Annotated in this window: 16 protein-coding genes; 1 reads left to right on the forward strand and 15 read right to left on the reverse strand. The window is 36.6% G+C overall.

Annotated features, from left to right (window positions below):
• Positions 1-36 precede the first annotated feature (36 nt).
• From AB1280_RS11250 to AB1280_RS11290, 9 genes are all read right to left on the reverse strand, one after another.
• Positions 37-351, reverse strand: coding sequence for a cyclic-phosphate processing receiver domain-containing protein (locus AB1280_RS11250; RefSeq protein WP_272187449.1), 315 nt, complete (start codon positions 349-351; stop codon positions 37-39).
• 12 nt (positions 352-363) lie between these two features.
• A complete protein-coding gene (locus AB1280_RS11255) occupies positions 364-1,074 on the reverse strand; it encodes a prepilin peptidase (protein WP_429755837.1) in 711 nt (236 codons plus the stop codon).
• 113 nt (positions 1,075-1,187) lie between these two features.
• Positions 1,188-1,898, reverse strand: a complete 711-nt coding sequence (locus AB1280_RS11260) for a LutC/YkgG family protein (RefSeq protein ID WP_429755838.1) — start codon at positions 1,896-1,898, stop codon at positions 1,188-1,190.
• Entirely contained in the window at positions 1,898-3,319 is a 1,422-nt protein-coding gene (locus AB1280_RS11265; RefSeq protein ID WP_429755839.1) for a LutB/LldF family L-lactate oxidation iron-sulfur protein, read from the reverse strand. Before AB1280_RS11265 ends, AB1280_RS11260 begins: the two co-directional genes overlap by 1 nt.
• Positions 3,320-3,337: 18 nt before the next feature.
• Complete coding sequence (locus tag AB1280_RS11270) at positions 3,338-4,054, reverse strand: (Fe-S)-binding protein (RefSeq protein WP_272187444.1); 717 nt, start codon at positions 4,052-4,054, stop codon at positions 3,338-3,340.
• 170 nt (positions 4,055-4,224) lie between these two features.
• A complete protein-coding gene (locus AB1280_RS11275; protein WP_272187480.1) occupies positions 4,225-4,914 on the reverse strand; it encodes a FadR/GntR family transcriptional regulator in 690 nt (229 codons plus the stop codon).
• 264 nt (positions 4,915-5,178) lie between these two features.
• Complete coding sequence (locus AB1280_RS11280) at positions 5,179-6,567, reverse strand: sensor histidine kinase (RefSeq protein ID WP_272187442.1); 1,389 nt, start codon at positions 6,565-6,567, stop codon at positions 5,179-5,181.
• 1 nt (position 6,568) lies between these two features.
• Positions 6,569-7,240: a response regulator transcription factor gene (locus AB1280_RS11285; RefSeq protein WP_272187441.1), complete on the reverse strand. Its 672-nt coding sequence runs from the start codon at positions 7,238-7,240 to the stop codon at positions 6,569-6,571.
• Positions 7,237-8,208, reverse strand: a complete 972-nt coding sequence (locus AB1280_RS11290; RefSeq protein WP_429755840.1) for a YncE family protein — start codon at positions 8,206-8,208, stop codon at positions 7,237-7,239. Before AB1280_RS11290 ends, AB1280_RS11285 begins: the two co-directional genes overlap by 4 nt.
• Positions 8,209-8,939: 731 nt before the next feature.
• Here AB1280_RS11290 and AB1280_RS11295 point away from each other — a divergent pair.
• A complete protein-coding gene (locus AB1280_RS11295; protein WP_429755841.1) occupies positions 8,940-9,899 on the forward strand; it encodes a CAP domain-containing protein in 960 nt (319 codons plus the stop codon).
• A gap of 30 nt (positions 9,900-9,929) precedes the next feature.
• Here AB1280_RS11295 and AB1280_RS11300 read toward each other — a convergent pair whose 3' ends face one another.
• The 6 genes from AB1280_RS11300 to AB1280_RS11325 form a co-directional block, all read right to left on the reverse strand.
• Positions 9,930-10,850: an RluA family pseudouridine synthase gene (locus AB1280_RS11300; protein ID WP_429755842.1), complete on the reverse strand. Its 921-nt coding sequence runs from the start codon at positions 10,848-10,850 to the stop codon at positions 9,930-9,932.
• 100 nt (positions 10,851-10,950) lie between these two features.
• Complete coding sequence (locus AB1280_RS11305; RefSeq protein ID WP_272187435.1) at positions 10,951-11,361, reverse strand: histidinol dehydrogenase; 411 nt, start codon at positions 11,359-11,361, stop codon at positions 10,951-10,953.
• 108 nt (positions 11,362-11,469) lie between these two features.
• A complete protein-coding gene (locus tag AB1280_RS11310) occupies positions 11,470-13,665 on the reverse strand; it encodes an MMPL family transporter (protein ID WP_429755843.1) in 2,196 nt (731 codons plus the stop codon).
• Between the two features lie 106 nt (positions 13,666-13,771).
• Positions 13,772-14,419: a phosphatase PAP2 family protein gene (locus AB1280_RS11315; RefSeq protein WP_429755844.1), complete on the reverse strand. Its 648-nt coding sequence runs from the start codon at positions 14,417-14,419 to the stop codon at positions 13,772-13,774.
• 58 nt (positions 14,420-14,477) lie between these two features.
• Complete coding sequence (locus AB1280_RS11320; RefSeq protein WP_429755845.1) at positions 14,478-15,530, reverse strand: polyamine ABC transporter substrate-binding protein; 1,053 nt, start codon at positions 15,528-15,530, stop codon at positions 14,478-14,480.
• 103 nt (positions 15,531-15,633) lie between these two features.
• Positions 15,634-16,434, reverse strand: a complete 801-nt coding sequence (locus AB1280_RS11325; protein ID WP_272187432.1) for an ABC transporter permease — start codon at positions 16,432-16,434, stop codon at positions 15,634-15,636.
• Between the last annotated feature and the right edge of the window lie 3 nt (positions 16,435-16,437).

Genomic DNA, 16,437 nt, shown 5'->3' on the forward strand with positions numbered 1-16,437 from the left:
AACAAGCATTCCAGATTGATTGGAATGCTTGTTTTTTTAGTAACTTCCAACACATTTAATAACAATAGACGAAGAAATTTCTCCAGACTCTTTTCCTTTTTGAATCCGATCTAACATATAATGTTGTCCTATCGAATCATTCGTATGCAAATGAATTTCTTCCACATGTAATCGTTCTTGACAAAATGCATCTATGAAATATAACCCATTTCTTTGACGAAATCCCATATTATAATCGATTGATAATGTATATACCTTATTATTTCGAATAAGCTCCAGCGCTTGTTCGACTGTCGTCGCTAATGTAAAGCCACCTGGGCACGGTCTTTGATCATCCATATATACATTCATATTATCCCTCCTCTACATACTGTATGTACATATTGTACCAAGTGCAATAAAAGGTGCAAAGGGAAGTGGTTCTTTATACGTCATCCGTCTAAGCGCAATAAAAATGATAAGAAAACAAAGACCAAATAAGGATGAGAAAAAAAGTGACAACAGTACCGCCTTTGTTCCAACTACAAAACCAAGTAAAGTAAATAATTTCACATCTCCTCCTCCGATTCCTGTTGGATAAATAGTTTGAATGATATATAAGAGCATAAACATAACCAGTGATCCTAATAATCCATCCGACCATAGCAATGGCTGTATAAAATAACGTTCTATTAGAAATAGTCCTGTAAAAAAGCATATAATTTGATTTGGAATTACCATATAAAGAAGATCTGTAATAGAAACAATGAAAAGAAGCGATAACAGCGTCCACGCGATAATCAGCTGCTCATTGAAACCAACAAAAACTGCTGCAAGAAGAAACAATACTCCTGCAATACCTTCAAATACAGGATGAAAATACGAGATTTTTATATTACAGTGCGTGCACCTTCCTTTTTGGATACAAAATGATAAAATGGGGATCAGCTCTTTTAGTTGTAATACATGGGAACAATGAGAACAGTGTGAGCGCGGTTTTATAATGGAATATCCGAGCGGAATTCGATAAGCAACAACGTGATAGAAAGAGCCTAATATCAAACCAGTGAAAAAAGCATATACATATAATAGCATTTTATCCTCCCCTTTCGCGCCTAGTATAACAGGAAAAGATAACATATTGTATTTTCAAAAATGTATCTTTCTCCATAAAAAAAACAGGCCCTTATTAGGCCTGTTTTTCCATTTTATACAACAAAATAAAATGCTTTTAATGGTCCATGTACACCAACGACAAGGTTCATTTCAATGTCAGCAGAGTTACTTGGCCCTGTAATAAAATTAATACAAGAAGCCGGTGCTTCTCCATTTTCTACACGTGTATTCAAATCACGTACCGCTTGTGTAATACGCGGCACGATTGTTTCACGTGGAATAATCGCTACATAAATAGTCGGTAAAAAGTGCAAAGATCGTCCTCTTCCTTTATGACTTTGCACGACAATTGTACCGGATTCCGCTAATGTATAATCACTAAAGGAAATTCCGATATTTGCCTTTTCCGCTAACTTCATGTTTTCTTCTTTCTTTGCTGGATCCCAAGTATTTACTTCTACGTTTTCACTTGGAAGTTCCGCTTCAAATAATTGCTCCAATCCATACTCTTCAAAACGATCATCTTGAGATAGCATAATTGGTCCGCCGCCGTTTTCAGTGACAACTTTCTTAATTGCAGCACTTAATTCAGCTCGATTTGTTTCAATAACAGTTGTATGAATGTTGTTACATTGTTTCTTAAATACTTCTAATAGTTCTTCTGACGAGTAATCATTTAACGTTTCTACATTCACATTATTTTTCCATACTGGACGCTGTACCCCTTCTGTTTTCCGTTCACGTCCAAGCTGTTTTGCGATATTTTCCAAAAATGCATCGCGGTTTTGAATCTTTCCTGCCATTAGTTATTCCCGCCTTTCTTATGCTCTTTATACCAATCACGGAATCTTTCTTTGCTTGGCGCTGGGAATTCACGAATTTCCGTCCAATTTTTAAGCGGTCCCACACCTTTAGAAACCCGGTTTCCGGATGTGAATGGGCTCATTGCAGCTGGCGCCATTTTCGATCCCATTTTGTATAAAGCCGCAGAAGAAGCGCCCATACTAAACATCTTCATCGCAAGTTTTTCTGCAAGCGGTGCACGTCCTTCTTTTTCCACGATTACTTGGCGGTGTTTTAATAACAAGTCATGTAATGGAATTTTTACTGGACAAGCTTCTGTACATGCCCCGCATAAACTAGATGCATATGGAAGTTCTTTATAATCATCGTAGCCACCTAAAAGCGGTGTTAATACCGCACCAATTGGCCCAGGATAAATGGATCCGTAAGAGTGACCACCAACATGACGATAGACCGGACATACATTGATACATGCCGCACAGCGAATGCATTGCAGTACTTCACGGAACTCAGAACCTAAAATTTCAGAACGTCCATTATCTACAACAACTAAATGGAACTCTTCTGGTCCATCAATTTCGTCTTCTTGAATTGGTCCTGCTACAGTTACATAACTTGTTAGTTTTTGACCAACAGCACTACGACAAAGTAAGCCGACAAGAACATCGAGCTCTTCCATCGTTGGAACCATACGCTCCATACCCATTACCGCAATTTGTGTTTTCGGAATAGACATAACAAGATCTGCGTTCCCTTCATTTGTTACTAAACAAAGAGAACCTGTGTTAGCAACTGCAAAATTACATCCTGTCACTCCGATTTCTGCATCCATAAATTTTTCACGAAGAATTTTACGAACAAACTTCGTCATCTCATATGGATCATCGGAGTTTTCATATCCTAATTTTTCTTTAAATACATCACGTATTTGCATTCTATTTTTATGAAGTGCTGGCGCAACAATATGAGATGGCGGATCATTGTCTACCTGCAAAATATACTCCCCTAAGTCACTCTCAACAACTTCACAACCGATTTCTTGAAGGACATGGTTCATACCAATCTCTTCTGTTACCATCGATTTTGATTTGACAATTTTTTTCGCTTGTTTCTTTTCAGCTACTTGTTTAATATATTCAGCCGCCTCTTCCTTCGTTTTCGCAAAGAAAATATGGCCGCCTCGTTTTGATACATTTTCACTCAGTTGCATTAAATAATAATCTAAGTTTTCTAGCGTATGCTGACGAATTTGTTCACCAAGCTCACGCCATTCTTCCCAGTTACCTAGCTCCTCAGCTGCTTCTAAACGTTTTGTGTATAAACGCGTTTGTGCGGATGATACTGCTCCGCGCATAAACGAATCTTGAAGATTTTCACCAACACGATCATTAAATTTTTTATCACTTGTTTTCATAGACATAGCTTACTTCCCCCTTCATCAGCGGCTATTCAATACTTCAGCAATATGCATTACTTTCACATTTTTCCCCAAACGCTCGATACGCCCGCCAATGTTTAACAAACACCCACAGTCCGCTCCAATTAAATAATCAGCACCTGTTTCCATGACACTATCCACTTTTTCATCTACCATCTGTTCAGAAATTGGCGTCATTTTTACTGAGAAAGTTCCTCCAAAACCGCAACAATTTTGTACATTTGGTAGTTCTCTCACCTCTAAGCCCTTCACATTTGATAATAAAATGCCTGGAGCTTCCTTTACTCCTAGTATACGCGTCATATGACAAGATTTATGGACCGTTGCTACGCCATCCAAACGAGCACCAACGTCAGTAACTTTTAACACATCAACAATAAATTGTGTCAGTTCGTATGTTTTTTCAGCCACTTTTTTCGCACGTGGTCCCCATTCTGGATCATCTTTAAATACATGTGGATACTCGTGAAACATTGTCGCACAAGAACCGGAAGGTGTAACGATATACTCAGCATTTTCAAATGTGCTAATCATATGCTTCATTGCTTCTTTTGCCGCTTCTACATGGCCGCTATTATAAGCAGGCTGTCCACAACAAACTTGTGCTTCCGGAAATTCAATTTCACAACCTAATCGCTCTAAAATTTCAACCGTCGCTTTGCCGACATTTGTTTCAAACATATCGACTAAGCATGTAACAAACAATGTAACTTTCATATTATAGTTCCCCCTCATTTCAACTCAGCCAATATTCATATGGTCATCAGATGATTTGTTAAAAAAGAAAGAATTGAGACATCAACTGCTCATATTCATTCTCTCTTTAGAAAACGCTTACTTATACTTTCTCTATTTTATCGAATACAGAAAGTTTTAAAAGCATAAAATTACGAATTTGTTTCGTCATTGCCTGTGACCATACGCTCTACATTCGTTAGGTGATTTTGCATCGCTTGCTGCGCTGCTGCAACATCATTCTTTAACACTGCTTCATAAATTTTCCGATGCTCTTCTAGAAGTCGTTCTGCTGTTGTTTGTTCACCATATAAAATAATTCGTCTTGTTTCACCGATTGTTTCAGCAATCATTTCAGAGACATGGTTCATTAATTCTAACAAAATATTGTTATGTGAAGCTTCTGCAATTGCCATATGGAAATGAAAATCTGCTTTTTCACCAGCTTGTTCATCTCCGACCCCTTTTTGCATCTCATCTAACCAACGCTGCATATTATGTAAGTTTTCTTCTGTACGTTTTAATGCTGCCGCACCAACTGCTCCTACTTCTAGCACTTTTCGCACTTCCAATAAATTCACAATATCTTCTTGTTTCATTAGCAAAGTCGTATTTAATGATGATGTTAAAGAAGAGGCAGAAAAATTCTTCACATATGTACCTTCACCTTGTTTCATCTCAATTAAGCCCATTGCTCGCAATGCGCTTAACGCTTCACGCACAGCAGACCTGCCAACTTGAAACTGCTCTGCCAATTGATGAACAGGAAGAAGTTTGTCACCAGGCTTTAATGTACCATTTTTAATCATTCCTAAAATGGCTTCCGATACTTCTTCGTAAATTTTTTTTGGTTTAATAGATTTGTATTCCAGTTGTATCACCCCAGTATCATCCAAACAACAATGACAACAATTTATCCCGCGCTAACGGGCAGTAAAGCTCTCATCTCAAGATTCTGATTAGTGAAAAAAGATAGGCAAGCGATACCTACTGCAAGTTTCACTTTATACAGAAAATAGCATCCATATCTATTTTAGAACTAAACGCGCAGAAGTACAAACATTTTGTTCATAAAATAGACAAAAATAGTTATTTCTATCTTTTTATTACGAAGAAATATCTGGTAAATAAATCAAAATCGTCGTTCCTTTTCCTTCTTCACTTTCAATTTGCCATGTTCCATCGTGAATGTGCACAATTTGTTTTACAATTGCAAGTCCTAGTCCCGTTCCACCGTTGTGACGACTTCTCGCTTTATCCACTCGATAAAAACGTTCTCCTAACTTGTCGAGATGTTCGGCGCCAATGCCAACCCCAGTATCTTTAATTTGCAATTTACATTGCCCTGGTTGTTGCTCTAATTGAACAAGTATAGTACCATTCTCACCTGTGTACCGAATCGCATTATCTATGATGTTATGAAGCACTTGTTGCATCCTGTCTTCATCAATATTGACAATGACATCTGGATCAAGAGTTGTCTGCAATGTAATTTGCTTTTCTGTCACTTGTAATTCATATGTCTCTAGTACATCTTCAATTAACTGTGCAAATACAATAGGCTGCTTCTTAAGTGGAAAACGTTCTCCTTCAAGTTGCGCTAAATCTAACAAATCATGAACAAGTCGCTGCATACGTCCTGCCTCTTTATGAACAAGCTGAGTAAATTTTAATTGCTGCTCTCCTTTTGCTACACCGTCAATAATTGCCTCGCTATATCCTTTAATATAACTAAGTGGAGTTCGGAGCTCATGTGACACATTTGCTAAAAATTCTTTTCGCTGTACATCCTCTTCTTCTAGTGCCCTTGCCATCTTATTAAATGCTTTACCAAGCCGTCCAATTTCATCTTCTGATGAAATTGTAATTCGCTGTGAAAAATCTCCCTTTGCCATATAATTTGCAACGCGTTCCATTTGTGAAAGGGGCTTTGTAATGGCAATGACAATCTTTCGACCAATCCATACAGTTAACACAATCATGACAAGAGCAAGAGGTGCTAAAATGAGTCCCATTTCATAAATTAAATCTTTAATGCTCTTTAAAGGAATATAAGAATATACAATACCGACCAATTTTTTATTGTCTAATACAGGAATAACGACACCCATAATGTTACGCTTAAAATGTTCTTCGTATCCCATCTTTGTAATCGTCTTTCCTTCTAATAATGATTGCCGATCATCCTCGCTAATAATGGAATTGTAATGAACATCAAAAGGAAGACATGCACTTAAATCGCGCGGATTATTCACAAACAATACATCGGCACTCGCAATTTTATCGAATGATTTTACTCTTTCTTCAAATACATCTACAGGTTCATCTGCTCTATATTGCGCAACAAGACGGTTTCCCTCTGCTTTTAATGTGTCTTCAATATTTTGGACATATAATTTTTCATATGAATACAATGAAACAAAATATAAAAACGAAACTGTAATACAAACCGCACACGCAATGGTCAGCCATAACTTTTGTACCATCGTAAACATCTTACACCTCAAATTTATAGCCTACACCCCAAACCGTTTGAATACAATTCCCACGTTCTCCAAGCTTTAAGCGCATTGTTTTCACATGCGTATCAACTGTTCGAGTGCTACCGGCATAATCATATCCCCAAACTTTTTCAAGCAACTGTTCCCGGCTAAATACTTGGCCGTTATGTTGACAAAGAAAATAAAGTAAATCAAATTCTTTCACAGTTAATGAAATACCTTCCCCATTTATTTCAACGCGGCGACTTTTCTCATTAATAACAACTGGTCCAAACTCTATTTCCTCTTGTTCTTCATATTTCGTATATCTCCTTAATACCGCTTCCATACGTGCAATTAATTCTCCCGGACTAAATGGTTTCACAATATAATCATCTGCTCCTGTACGCAGTCCATTTACGCGATTCCATTCCTCTCCTTTTGCTGTCAAAAAGATAATCGGAATATCAGATGTTTTTCGGATTTCTTTACAAACCGTAATCCCATCCATTTCTGGCATCATGATATCCAAAATAACAAAGTCAAAGTTTTCTATTTCCAGCATGTGCAGCGCCTGTTTTCCGTTTTCAGCTTCTTTCCACTCATAACCAAAGTTGTCCAAATACATACCAACAAGTTGCCTCATATCACTTTCATCATCAACAAGTAATACTTTATACTTACTCATTTCTTCTCCCCTACTCTTTGCGTAAATTGAAATGGCCCTTTACCAACTGAAATCGTCTGCTTTATTTTCATTTCATTTAAATCTAAAACATACACTTCATCGCTATCATAGCTTGCAACATACCCTTCACTACCCATTTTCCAAAATGCAAATGGATTCGAGCCTACTTCAAGGGATCCTACTTCTTTATATGTTTTTCCATCAAATTTTCTCAGCGTATTCGACCCGTGACTAAGTACATAAATAAATTGTTGATCTGTAGACAGATTGATCGGCATAAATGGTGCATGTAACGATTGTAACATTTGCCCATCTTGTACAGAATACTCGAGAACTTTTTCATTTACTTGTTTCCCGTCACCATGCCCACCAATAAATATGTTCTTTCCATCACCGCTAAGAAAAGCACCTGTTGAAGCTGGTGGAATCATAAAAGAATTCACAACCTTCTTTTGTTTCACATTAATACTAGACAATTTCGTATCATAAAAATTAAGAACATATAACATATCATGATGTTGGACCATCGTCAGCGGACCCTTCCCAACCGAAATGCTCTCTGTTTCTTTTCCATTAGTTGTGAACAAACGAATTTTCTGTTGATTTTGATCTGCAACGAACAGCTCTTTTCCATTTTCAGATAATAATATATTGGCTATCCCTTTTCCTGTATTCCATTTTTCAAGCTGCTTTCCATCTTTCAAAGAATATACATATATATACTCAAGCTGTTTTCCATACACAAGTAAGCGATTCTTGTCAGGTAACAACGTTGTTCCCGTAACAGCTTCATTTACATGCCACGTTGTAATTGTTTTTTTCGTATCAGTATCAATAAAACTAATACTTCCTTCTTTTATATTTGTCGTTATAAGAAGCGATTTTTTCGGATCAATAGATTGATACGCTCCTCCCTTGCACCCTGTAAGTAATAGTACGATACAAAGTGAAATAAGCCACCTTTTCAAAAGATTACCTCCATTATGGACAGTTTCGTTATACTTGTAAAATAGCAGATAATTGTGAGGAAAGTGTGAAATTTTTTTCTTACTATTTAATATATAAATATAAATTGAAAAATGAAAATAAAAAACCCCTTTTCTCAAGGGGACGAGAGCAGATCATACTTATCATAGCAGCTCCTTCTTACAATTCCACTCATATATCTGCTGTTTTCATCAATATATCGGCGCTTCAACACATAGAGTGCACTAGAAGGAACTGACAAAATTCCGTTTTCTGGTCAACTCCCTCTCAATATGAAAACGGACGTACCTTTCTCAATTAAAGATACGCCCGTCTTTTTTGTAGTCTACAACATTAAAAATATGTTACTGTATACTAAAAAAGAACGACAAAAAGATTACAATTGTGTTAAAAACAATCCATAATATCCCTCTGTTTTCTCCTATAAACGTTAGTGTTATCCCATTCTCCTCCCTTTAAGGTAGAAAATATACCCAATTATTGCTGTTACTCTTCCTCTATTAAAATATTAACTATCCCTTATGACGTCTAATATTTCGTTATTTTGTTCCCTTTAAGTAGTTAGGATAAAAAAGGAAATCTTGCAACCTATGAATTTTTTTCCAACTTTTTTTCGACAAAATCTGTGCTACGATGATGGTGTCAATCAAACAGGTAGGCAAAAACAAAACTGTTTGATAATAAATCTATACTTACATGGGGGACAATTGTAATGAAAAAACGTGCTTTACTATCTGTAGTAGCAGCAACTGCTCTTACTCTTGGAGTATCAACACATACTGCGAAAGCAGAAACAATGCAACCATCAACACCTAAAGTTCAAAATATTTCGCATTCTCCGTTATTTATGCAATATATGAATCAACAAGACTTTCAATCTTTCTTAACATCTCTTCTTAATTCATATGCAAAATGGAATGCGGGTGCTTTCCAACCAGGCAACTGTGTTATTCCTGGTCAACCAACTTACACAACAATTACAACTCCTTGGGGAAACATTGTAATTACAAACCCAGTTAACAACAATGAAGCAACTAAGCCAGAAGAAAAACCAGTTGATAACAACTCAGCAGCTAAGCCAGAAGAGAAACCTGCTGACAACAATCAAATAACTAAACCAGCTGATAAACCTGTTGATAACAACCAAGCAACTAAGCCAGCTGATAAACCAGCTAACAAACCTGCCGACAACAACCAACCAACTAAGCCAGCTGATAAACCAGCTAATAAACCTGCCGACAACAACCAACCAACGAAACCAGCTGATAAGCCTGCTGAAGAGTCGAAAGGTTCATTAAGCGCATTTGAACAAAAAGTTGTTGACTTAACAAATGCTGAACGTACAAAACAAGGTTTACCAGCATTAAAAGTGGACACTGAGCTAAGTAAAGTAGCACGTATTAAATCAGAAGATATGCAGAAAAATCATTACTTCGATCACACTAGCCCAACATACGGTTCTCCGTTTGATATGATGAAACAGTTTGGTATTTCATATAAATCTGCTGGTGAAAATATTGCACAAGGACAACGCACTCCTGAAGAAGTTGTACAAGCTTGGATGAATAGCGCCGGTCACCGTGCAAATATTTTAAATAGCGGATACACACATATTGGTGTTGGTTACGTAGAAAATGGAAACTACTGGACACAAGAATTTATTTCGAAGTAATAGAAATAGAGCCTTCTAAGAAGGCTCTATTTATTTTGTATTCATACAAGAATGTAAAACACGAGAAAAATCATGAGGAAGAGGTACTTCTGCTTCAATTTGCTGTTTTGTAATTGGGTGTAACATTGTAATATGAGCAGCATGCAATGCTTGACGAGAAAGGAGCCTTGTCTTACCGCCATACAATACATCGCCAATGAGCGGATGACCAAGATAACTCATATGAACGCGTATTTGATGCGTTCTTCCCGTTTCTAATTGAACTTTAACAAGCGTTATGTTACTCTCTTTCAAATATTGTACGACCTCGTAATGTGTTACAGCACGGTCACCTTGGGGAGAGACACGACGTCTTGATGCATGATGACGATCTCGTCCAATTGGAGCATCTATTGTCCCCCGCTTCTTTTGTACTTTCCCTTCAACAAGTGCCATATATGTTCTCTTAATTTTACGCTCTGTTAATAATCGGTCCATAATCACACCGGCTAAAGCGTGCTTTGCAAAAACGACTCCACCTGTTGTGTCCTTATCTAATCGGTGAATGTGACGCACCTTTGTTTCAATTCCTTGCATTTGTAAATGAAAGGCTACATAGTTTGCTAACGTGGCTGTCCCGCCTTTATTGGCAGGATGTGTGTCTACTTGAATGGGTTTATTAACAATTAATACATGATCGTCTTCATATATAACTTCTATATCATAAAACTCCGGTTCTACATCATACTCTTCTTGCACAAACATATGAACTTGCAATTTATCTTCTTTTTGCAGTTGTTCACTCCACCGTTTTCCTTCTCCATTCACAAGAATACTTTTTTCCATACGATATTTGTGTAATAATTTTTTAGGAACTTGCCATTCTTCTTTCAAAATAGAATCTATCGTTCGTCCAGCCCATTCAGCAGGAACCGTAATTTCACACCATTCTCCCATTTTCTTCACTTTCATATCATCACCTTATTTCTATTCATTTTCTTATTGTAACGGAAAATCACTTCTCTTGCATAACGAAAGACAGTTCGCACTTGAACTGTCTCTCATTATCACTTTATGCATGAATCCTTTTCATTTCCTGCAACATTTCTTCCGCTTTTCTTTCATATGATAAATCTTGAAAAAATTCAGCTAACCGCTTGTAATCATTATAAGCATCTAATAATTGGTCTATCGTTTTATGATTATTTTTTTGCAGCGGTGTTTTTAGCTTAACAGGATAACGATATTCCCCCATATCACGAATTTTATAATACTCCTCTTCTACTTGAATCACTTTCACAAGCTCACCTTCTTCTGCATCGAGTGTATATCCATCAAACTCGCGTAGTAATTCATAAATAATATGTGTCTCTTTTGAATAAAAACCTTTTTCTAACCGATAGCCGACAATGCGATACATATGCCCATCATTTTCACCAAACTGTACAGTATCATTCAATTTAAATTTAAAATAACGAAACATTGCCTTTCCCCCACTCTTATATGTAATCTCCTTATCTCATACTATTCGCTAAAAAGGGGGAAAGCTATTCATATAAGTAGCTCTCACCTACTAGATGAGAGCTACTTATTAATGCGTGTTTTTCTGTTTCTTTTTGCTGAACGGAAGCCACCAGTTCCACTCACCAAACATTTTCATTAAACTTGGTACAAGAATTAATCGAATAATAGTTGCATCAAGGAATATGGCTAGCGCAACGCCAAGCCCCATCTGTTTCACTGGCAAAATATCAGTAAAAGCAAATGCACCCGTAACAACAATCATAATTAATGCCGCTGACGTAATAATCCGGCTTGTTGACACTAATCCTTCTAGCGTTGCATAATCGTTATCTCTCGTCTCTCCGTATAATTCATGAATACGTGAAATAAGAAATACTTCATAGTCCATACTTAATCCAAATACTAATCCAAAGATAAAAATCGGCAATACAAATAATACCGAGCTTTGTTCTAATCCAAAATGACCTCCTTCAAAAAGCCAAATGACAATGCCGATGGTAGCACTTAAACTAAGTACATTCATCACAATTGCTTTAATTGGAATCAGGAGCGAACGAAATGCTAATAACAATATTAAAAACGTTGATGCAAAAATAACAGACATCCCCACAACAACTTTATCTTTAATTTCATCTTCTAATTCTTGCTGGAAAGTTGTCATTCCACCTAAATAATAGGTTACCCCTTCTGTTTTATAGTTTTCTTTACAATCTCGGACCCATTGCTTTGCTTTTTCTGTTCTTGGTTTTGTATCTAGAGCAATTCCAATCGTTGTCTTATTCCCTTTCACGTAAGCCTCTAATGCCGGCTCTACTTGTGCACGATTTGGCGATTGCAACATTGCTGTCAGCTGTTCTGCAGACATATTTCCAAGTTGTTCATATAAACTTTTCACTTCATATACATCTTTATCATTCTTTAGTTTCTGCACAACCTTTTGTAGCGTTTGTAAATTCTCTTTTTCTGTTACATTTCCTTTTGTCTCTATGACGAGCGTCACATCTGCATGAGTTTTTACCGTTTTATTAAATGCGTCCTCATAACGTTCAAAAGCAATACGTGCCTCACTTTTCTCAGGCAATGCTTCTACACCAGGAAACTGTAAATCCGCACCTCGAAGCGGCAATAAACAAACGATAATAAATGTAAATACAGTAATGGTCATCACAATTGGATATTTCATTACAAACTGTGCAAATTTACGCCACATCGGTGCTGTGCGCTTAACATTTTGGTTCTTTCCTAATATACGTTTCCCCATTGAAGCTAACAGTGCTGGAAGCATCGTCAGTGAAAATAAAATACTCATGATTACGACAATCATCCCACTAATTGCGACGGCTTGAATATAATCAATTTTGAAAAAGAACAAACCGGACAAACCGACAAATACACATAAACCTGAAAAAATAATGGCGCGTCCCGCCGTTTGATAAGTAACCATAATCGCTTCTTTAACAGAACGATGTGCCAGCTCTTCTCGGAAACGATTCACAAATAAAAGAGCAAAATCAATGGATAAAGCTAGCCCAATCATCGGCGCCACATTCAGCACAAAAATAGAAAGTTCCTTTTGTTCTCCTACAAAATATAAAATTCCCATCGTACTAATGACACTTAGCGCTCCATTTAAAATAGGCAAAATCGATGCAAACAAGCTGCCAAAAGAAAGCAATAACACTAAAAACGCAATCGGCAATCCAATCATTTCTGCTACTTTCAAATCATTTTGTGTTCTCGTATTGATTTCATCATTAATAACCGGATATCCAGTTGGAGATATTTTGACCTCCCCGTTACTTTCTTTTTGAATATCCTTTACAAATGCTAATGTTTTTTCCTTCCGCTCTTTACTTGTTTTCCCGGAAAATAAAATTGAGGCATAGGCAATATCTTCCTTCAGCATTGTTTTATTTCCTATCGGCTCATGAAAAGACTCGTAAGTTTCTTCTCTTTGAATTTTTTTTACGACCTCATCAATTCTCTCGATAAACTGTTGCTGAGATACACCTTTCTCTTTTTGAAAGACCAGTAACAGTGTATCTTGCGACTGTTTAAAATCTTTGTCTAATATCTCTTTTGTCGTTAAATAATCACCTTGTGTTTGAAATCCATCTCCGCCTAATACACCAGGAAGCTTCGGTGCAAATATCCCAAGTAGCGCAGCTAGCAAAATTAATAGCGCAATCGTTGTATATCGAAATCGATATAACAAAGCGCCAATTTTTCCCCACGTATCTACTTTATGTACAGTAGTTTTCACAAAGTCTCACCTACTCCTCTTCTCGTATTCTTTCTCTTAGTGTATCATATTCACTCTCTCACTCATGAAAAAAAGCTATCCTTCTACAAAAAAGGATAGCCTTATATTAACGCTCTTGATTCGTTTGAAACCGCTCTGAAAACAAACGGTGTAAATAAATAGCAATAATAAGTATTACACCGCTCATGCAATAACCTGCTAAAATATCAGTTGGGTAATGCACGGATAAAATGATCCGGCTAAGTCCAATTAAAACGATGAATACAATTGCTAATACTGTCACAAAACATTTTACTGTTACACTTTTTACGTTCACTGCGATGATATAGGCAAGAAATCCATACGTAACAATTGATAACATCGCATGTCCACTTGGAAAGCTATATCCGAGTGCATCTAGCGCCTCGTTAATAGTCGGTCGATCTCTTTTCACAATCGCTTTAATCCCTTTATTAATAAGATGTGTACTAAGAATAGAAAGAGGATATATGATCATTGCTACGTAATAACGTTTCTTCCAAAAAAGAAACAGACTCACTGCTAACCCGATGACAATCCCACTACCAGAACCAAGTTTTGTCACATAACGAAAAAACGTAAGTGATGATTCTGTTTGAAGTCCTGTCACCATTCCTTTCACATACTCATCAATTGTCGTTACTCCGCCAGAATGTACTCTCCACGCAATAATGCTAAATGCACAAAGCAAAAGTACGGTACAAACAATCTCATATATATGTAATTTCTTTTTCAACATTCATTTCTCCTACTATAAAAAAACGCGATTTCCGCTAAGAAATCGCGCTTTTTTATTATTTTTCTTTACCTGTCTTCAATTCTGTCCAGTAACGATCATAATCTTTTAATTTTCCATTTACATCAACAAGCCACTCTGTACGATTTAGCTCTTCTTTTGATAAGAAAATCATATGATTTTCTTGATAATCTTTACTATGAAGAGGACGAGCCTTTTCATTTGGATTACTATATCCAATGGATTCATAGTTTTTCACGCTGACTTTAGGATCCATTATATAGTTAATAAATTTCTCTGCAAGCTCTTTATGTTTTGCACCTTTTGGAATTGCTAATGTATCTGCCCAAATTGTGCCACCTTCTTTTGGAACGACGTATCCAACATCTTTATTCTCTTTTGCAATGAACGCCGCATCTCCGGACCATACTGTACCAATCCATGCTTCTTCAGTAATAAATTGTTGTTTAATATTATCTGTATCAAACGCTAATAAATTTGGTAATAATTTTTGAAGATCTGTAAAAGCTGTTTTTAACTCCGCATCATTTGTTGAGCTATTTGAAAAACCATGTTTCTTAAGCCCCATGCCAAGTACTTCACGAGAATCATTTAATAATGCCACGTGTCCTTTATACTTTTCATTCCATAAATCAGCCCAACTTGTTGGCGCCTCTTTCACATGTTTTTTATTATAAGCAATGCCCGTTACGCCCCATGTATACACTATTGAATACTTATTTTCCGGATCAAACTGCGGTGTTTTAAAGTTTGAAACGAGATTCTCTACATTCGGAATGTTCTTTCTATCTAATGGTTCTAACAAATCCATTTTTGTCATTGTTTTTACCATATAATCAGACGGCTGAACTAAATCATACTTTGCGCCGCCTGCTTGTAATTTCGCAAGCATTTCTTCATTACTTGCATATTTATCATAATTTACTTTCACGTCATATTTCTTTTCAAAGTCTTTAATAACTTGCTCATCAAAGTTATCAGCCCAGCTGTAAATATTTAATTCTTCTTTCTTTTCGCCGCACCCAGCTAACACACCAGCAGCAATTCCGAAAGTAAGTGCAGTACTTGCGACTACTTTCATCCATTTCATTTACATTCCCTCCTAGTTTGAACTTAATCCTTCATCTTTTACTCGGTCATTTATCCCGCTATTCGTGGGCAGTAATACTCCCACTGATTAAAGTTTCACTTTATTACAATGGAAGATGGCCGCCTGAATTTCCCTCTCCATCTGCACCTTTGCTACGGAACATTTCAGAAGCAAGCATTAATCCAACAATTACAACAATTAAAATTGTCGACAATGCGTTAATTTCAGGTGATATACCACGTTTTACCATACTATAAATATACAGTGGCAATGTTGTTGAGCCTGGACCTGACACAAAGAAACTAATTACAAAATCATCAATCGATAACGTGAATGTCAATAATGCCGCTGAAATAATCCCCGGCGCAAGTCCTGGTAGCGTTACATAACGAAACGTTTGCCACGGCGTTGCTCCTAAATCATTTGCTGCTTCTTCTAAATCGCGCCCCATACCCGAAAGTCTTGCTGATAAAACAATAACGACAAATGAAATACTAAATGTAATGTGGGCAATAATAATTGTCATTTGTCCAAGTTCAATCCCAAGTTGACTAAACAAAATTAAAAGCGATAATCCCATTAAAATATCTGGAATGAGAATTGGTAAATACACAAGTCCGTTAATTGCACCTTCAAAACGATATTTATAACGATGTAAAGCAATTGCGATTAACACACCTAACAGTGTAGAGACAATTGTCGTGACAACTGCAATCGTTAAACTGTTTATAAGTGCATCAATTACATCCTGTTTTTGAAATAAATCTGTATACCAATGAAGTGTAAAGCCTTTCCACTCCGCATTAATACGTGAGTCATTAAACGAAAATAGCATAAGTACCATCATTGGTAAATAAAGAAACAATAAAATTAGCCAAGAATAAGTGACTAAAAACTTTTTCATCTT

The organism is Bacillus sp. S10(2024), assembly GCF_050473865.1.
GTDB lineage: Bacteria > Bacillota > Bacilli > Bacillales > Bacillaceae_G > Bacillus_A.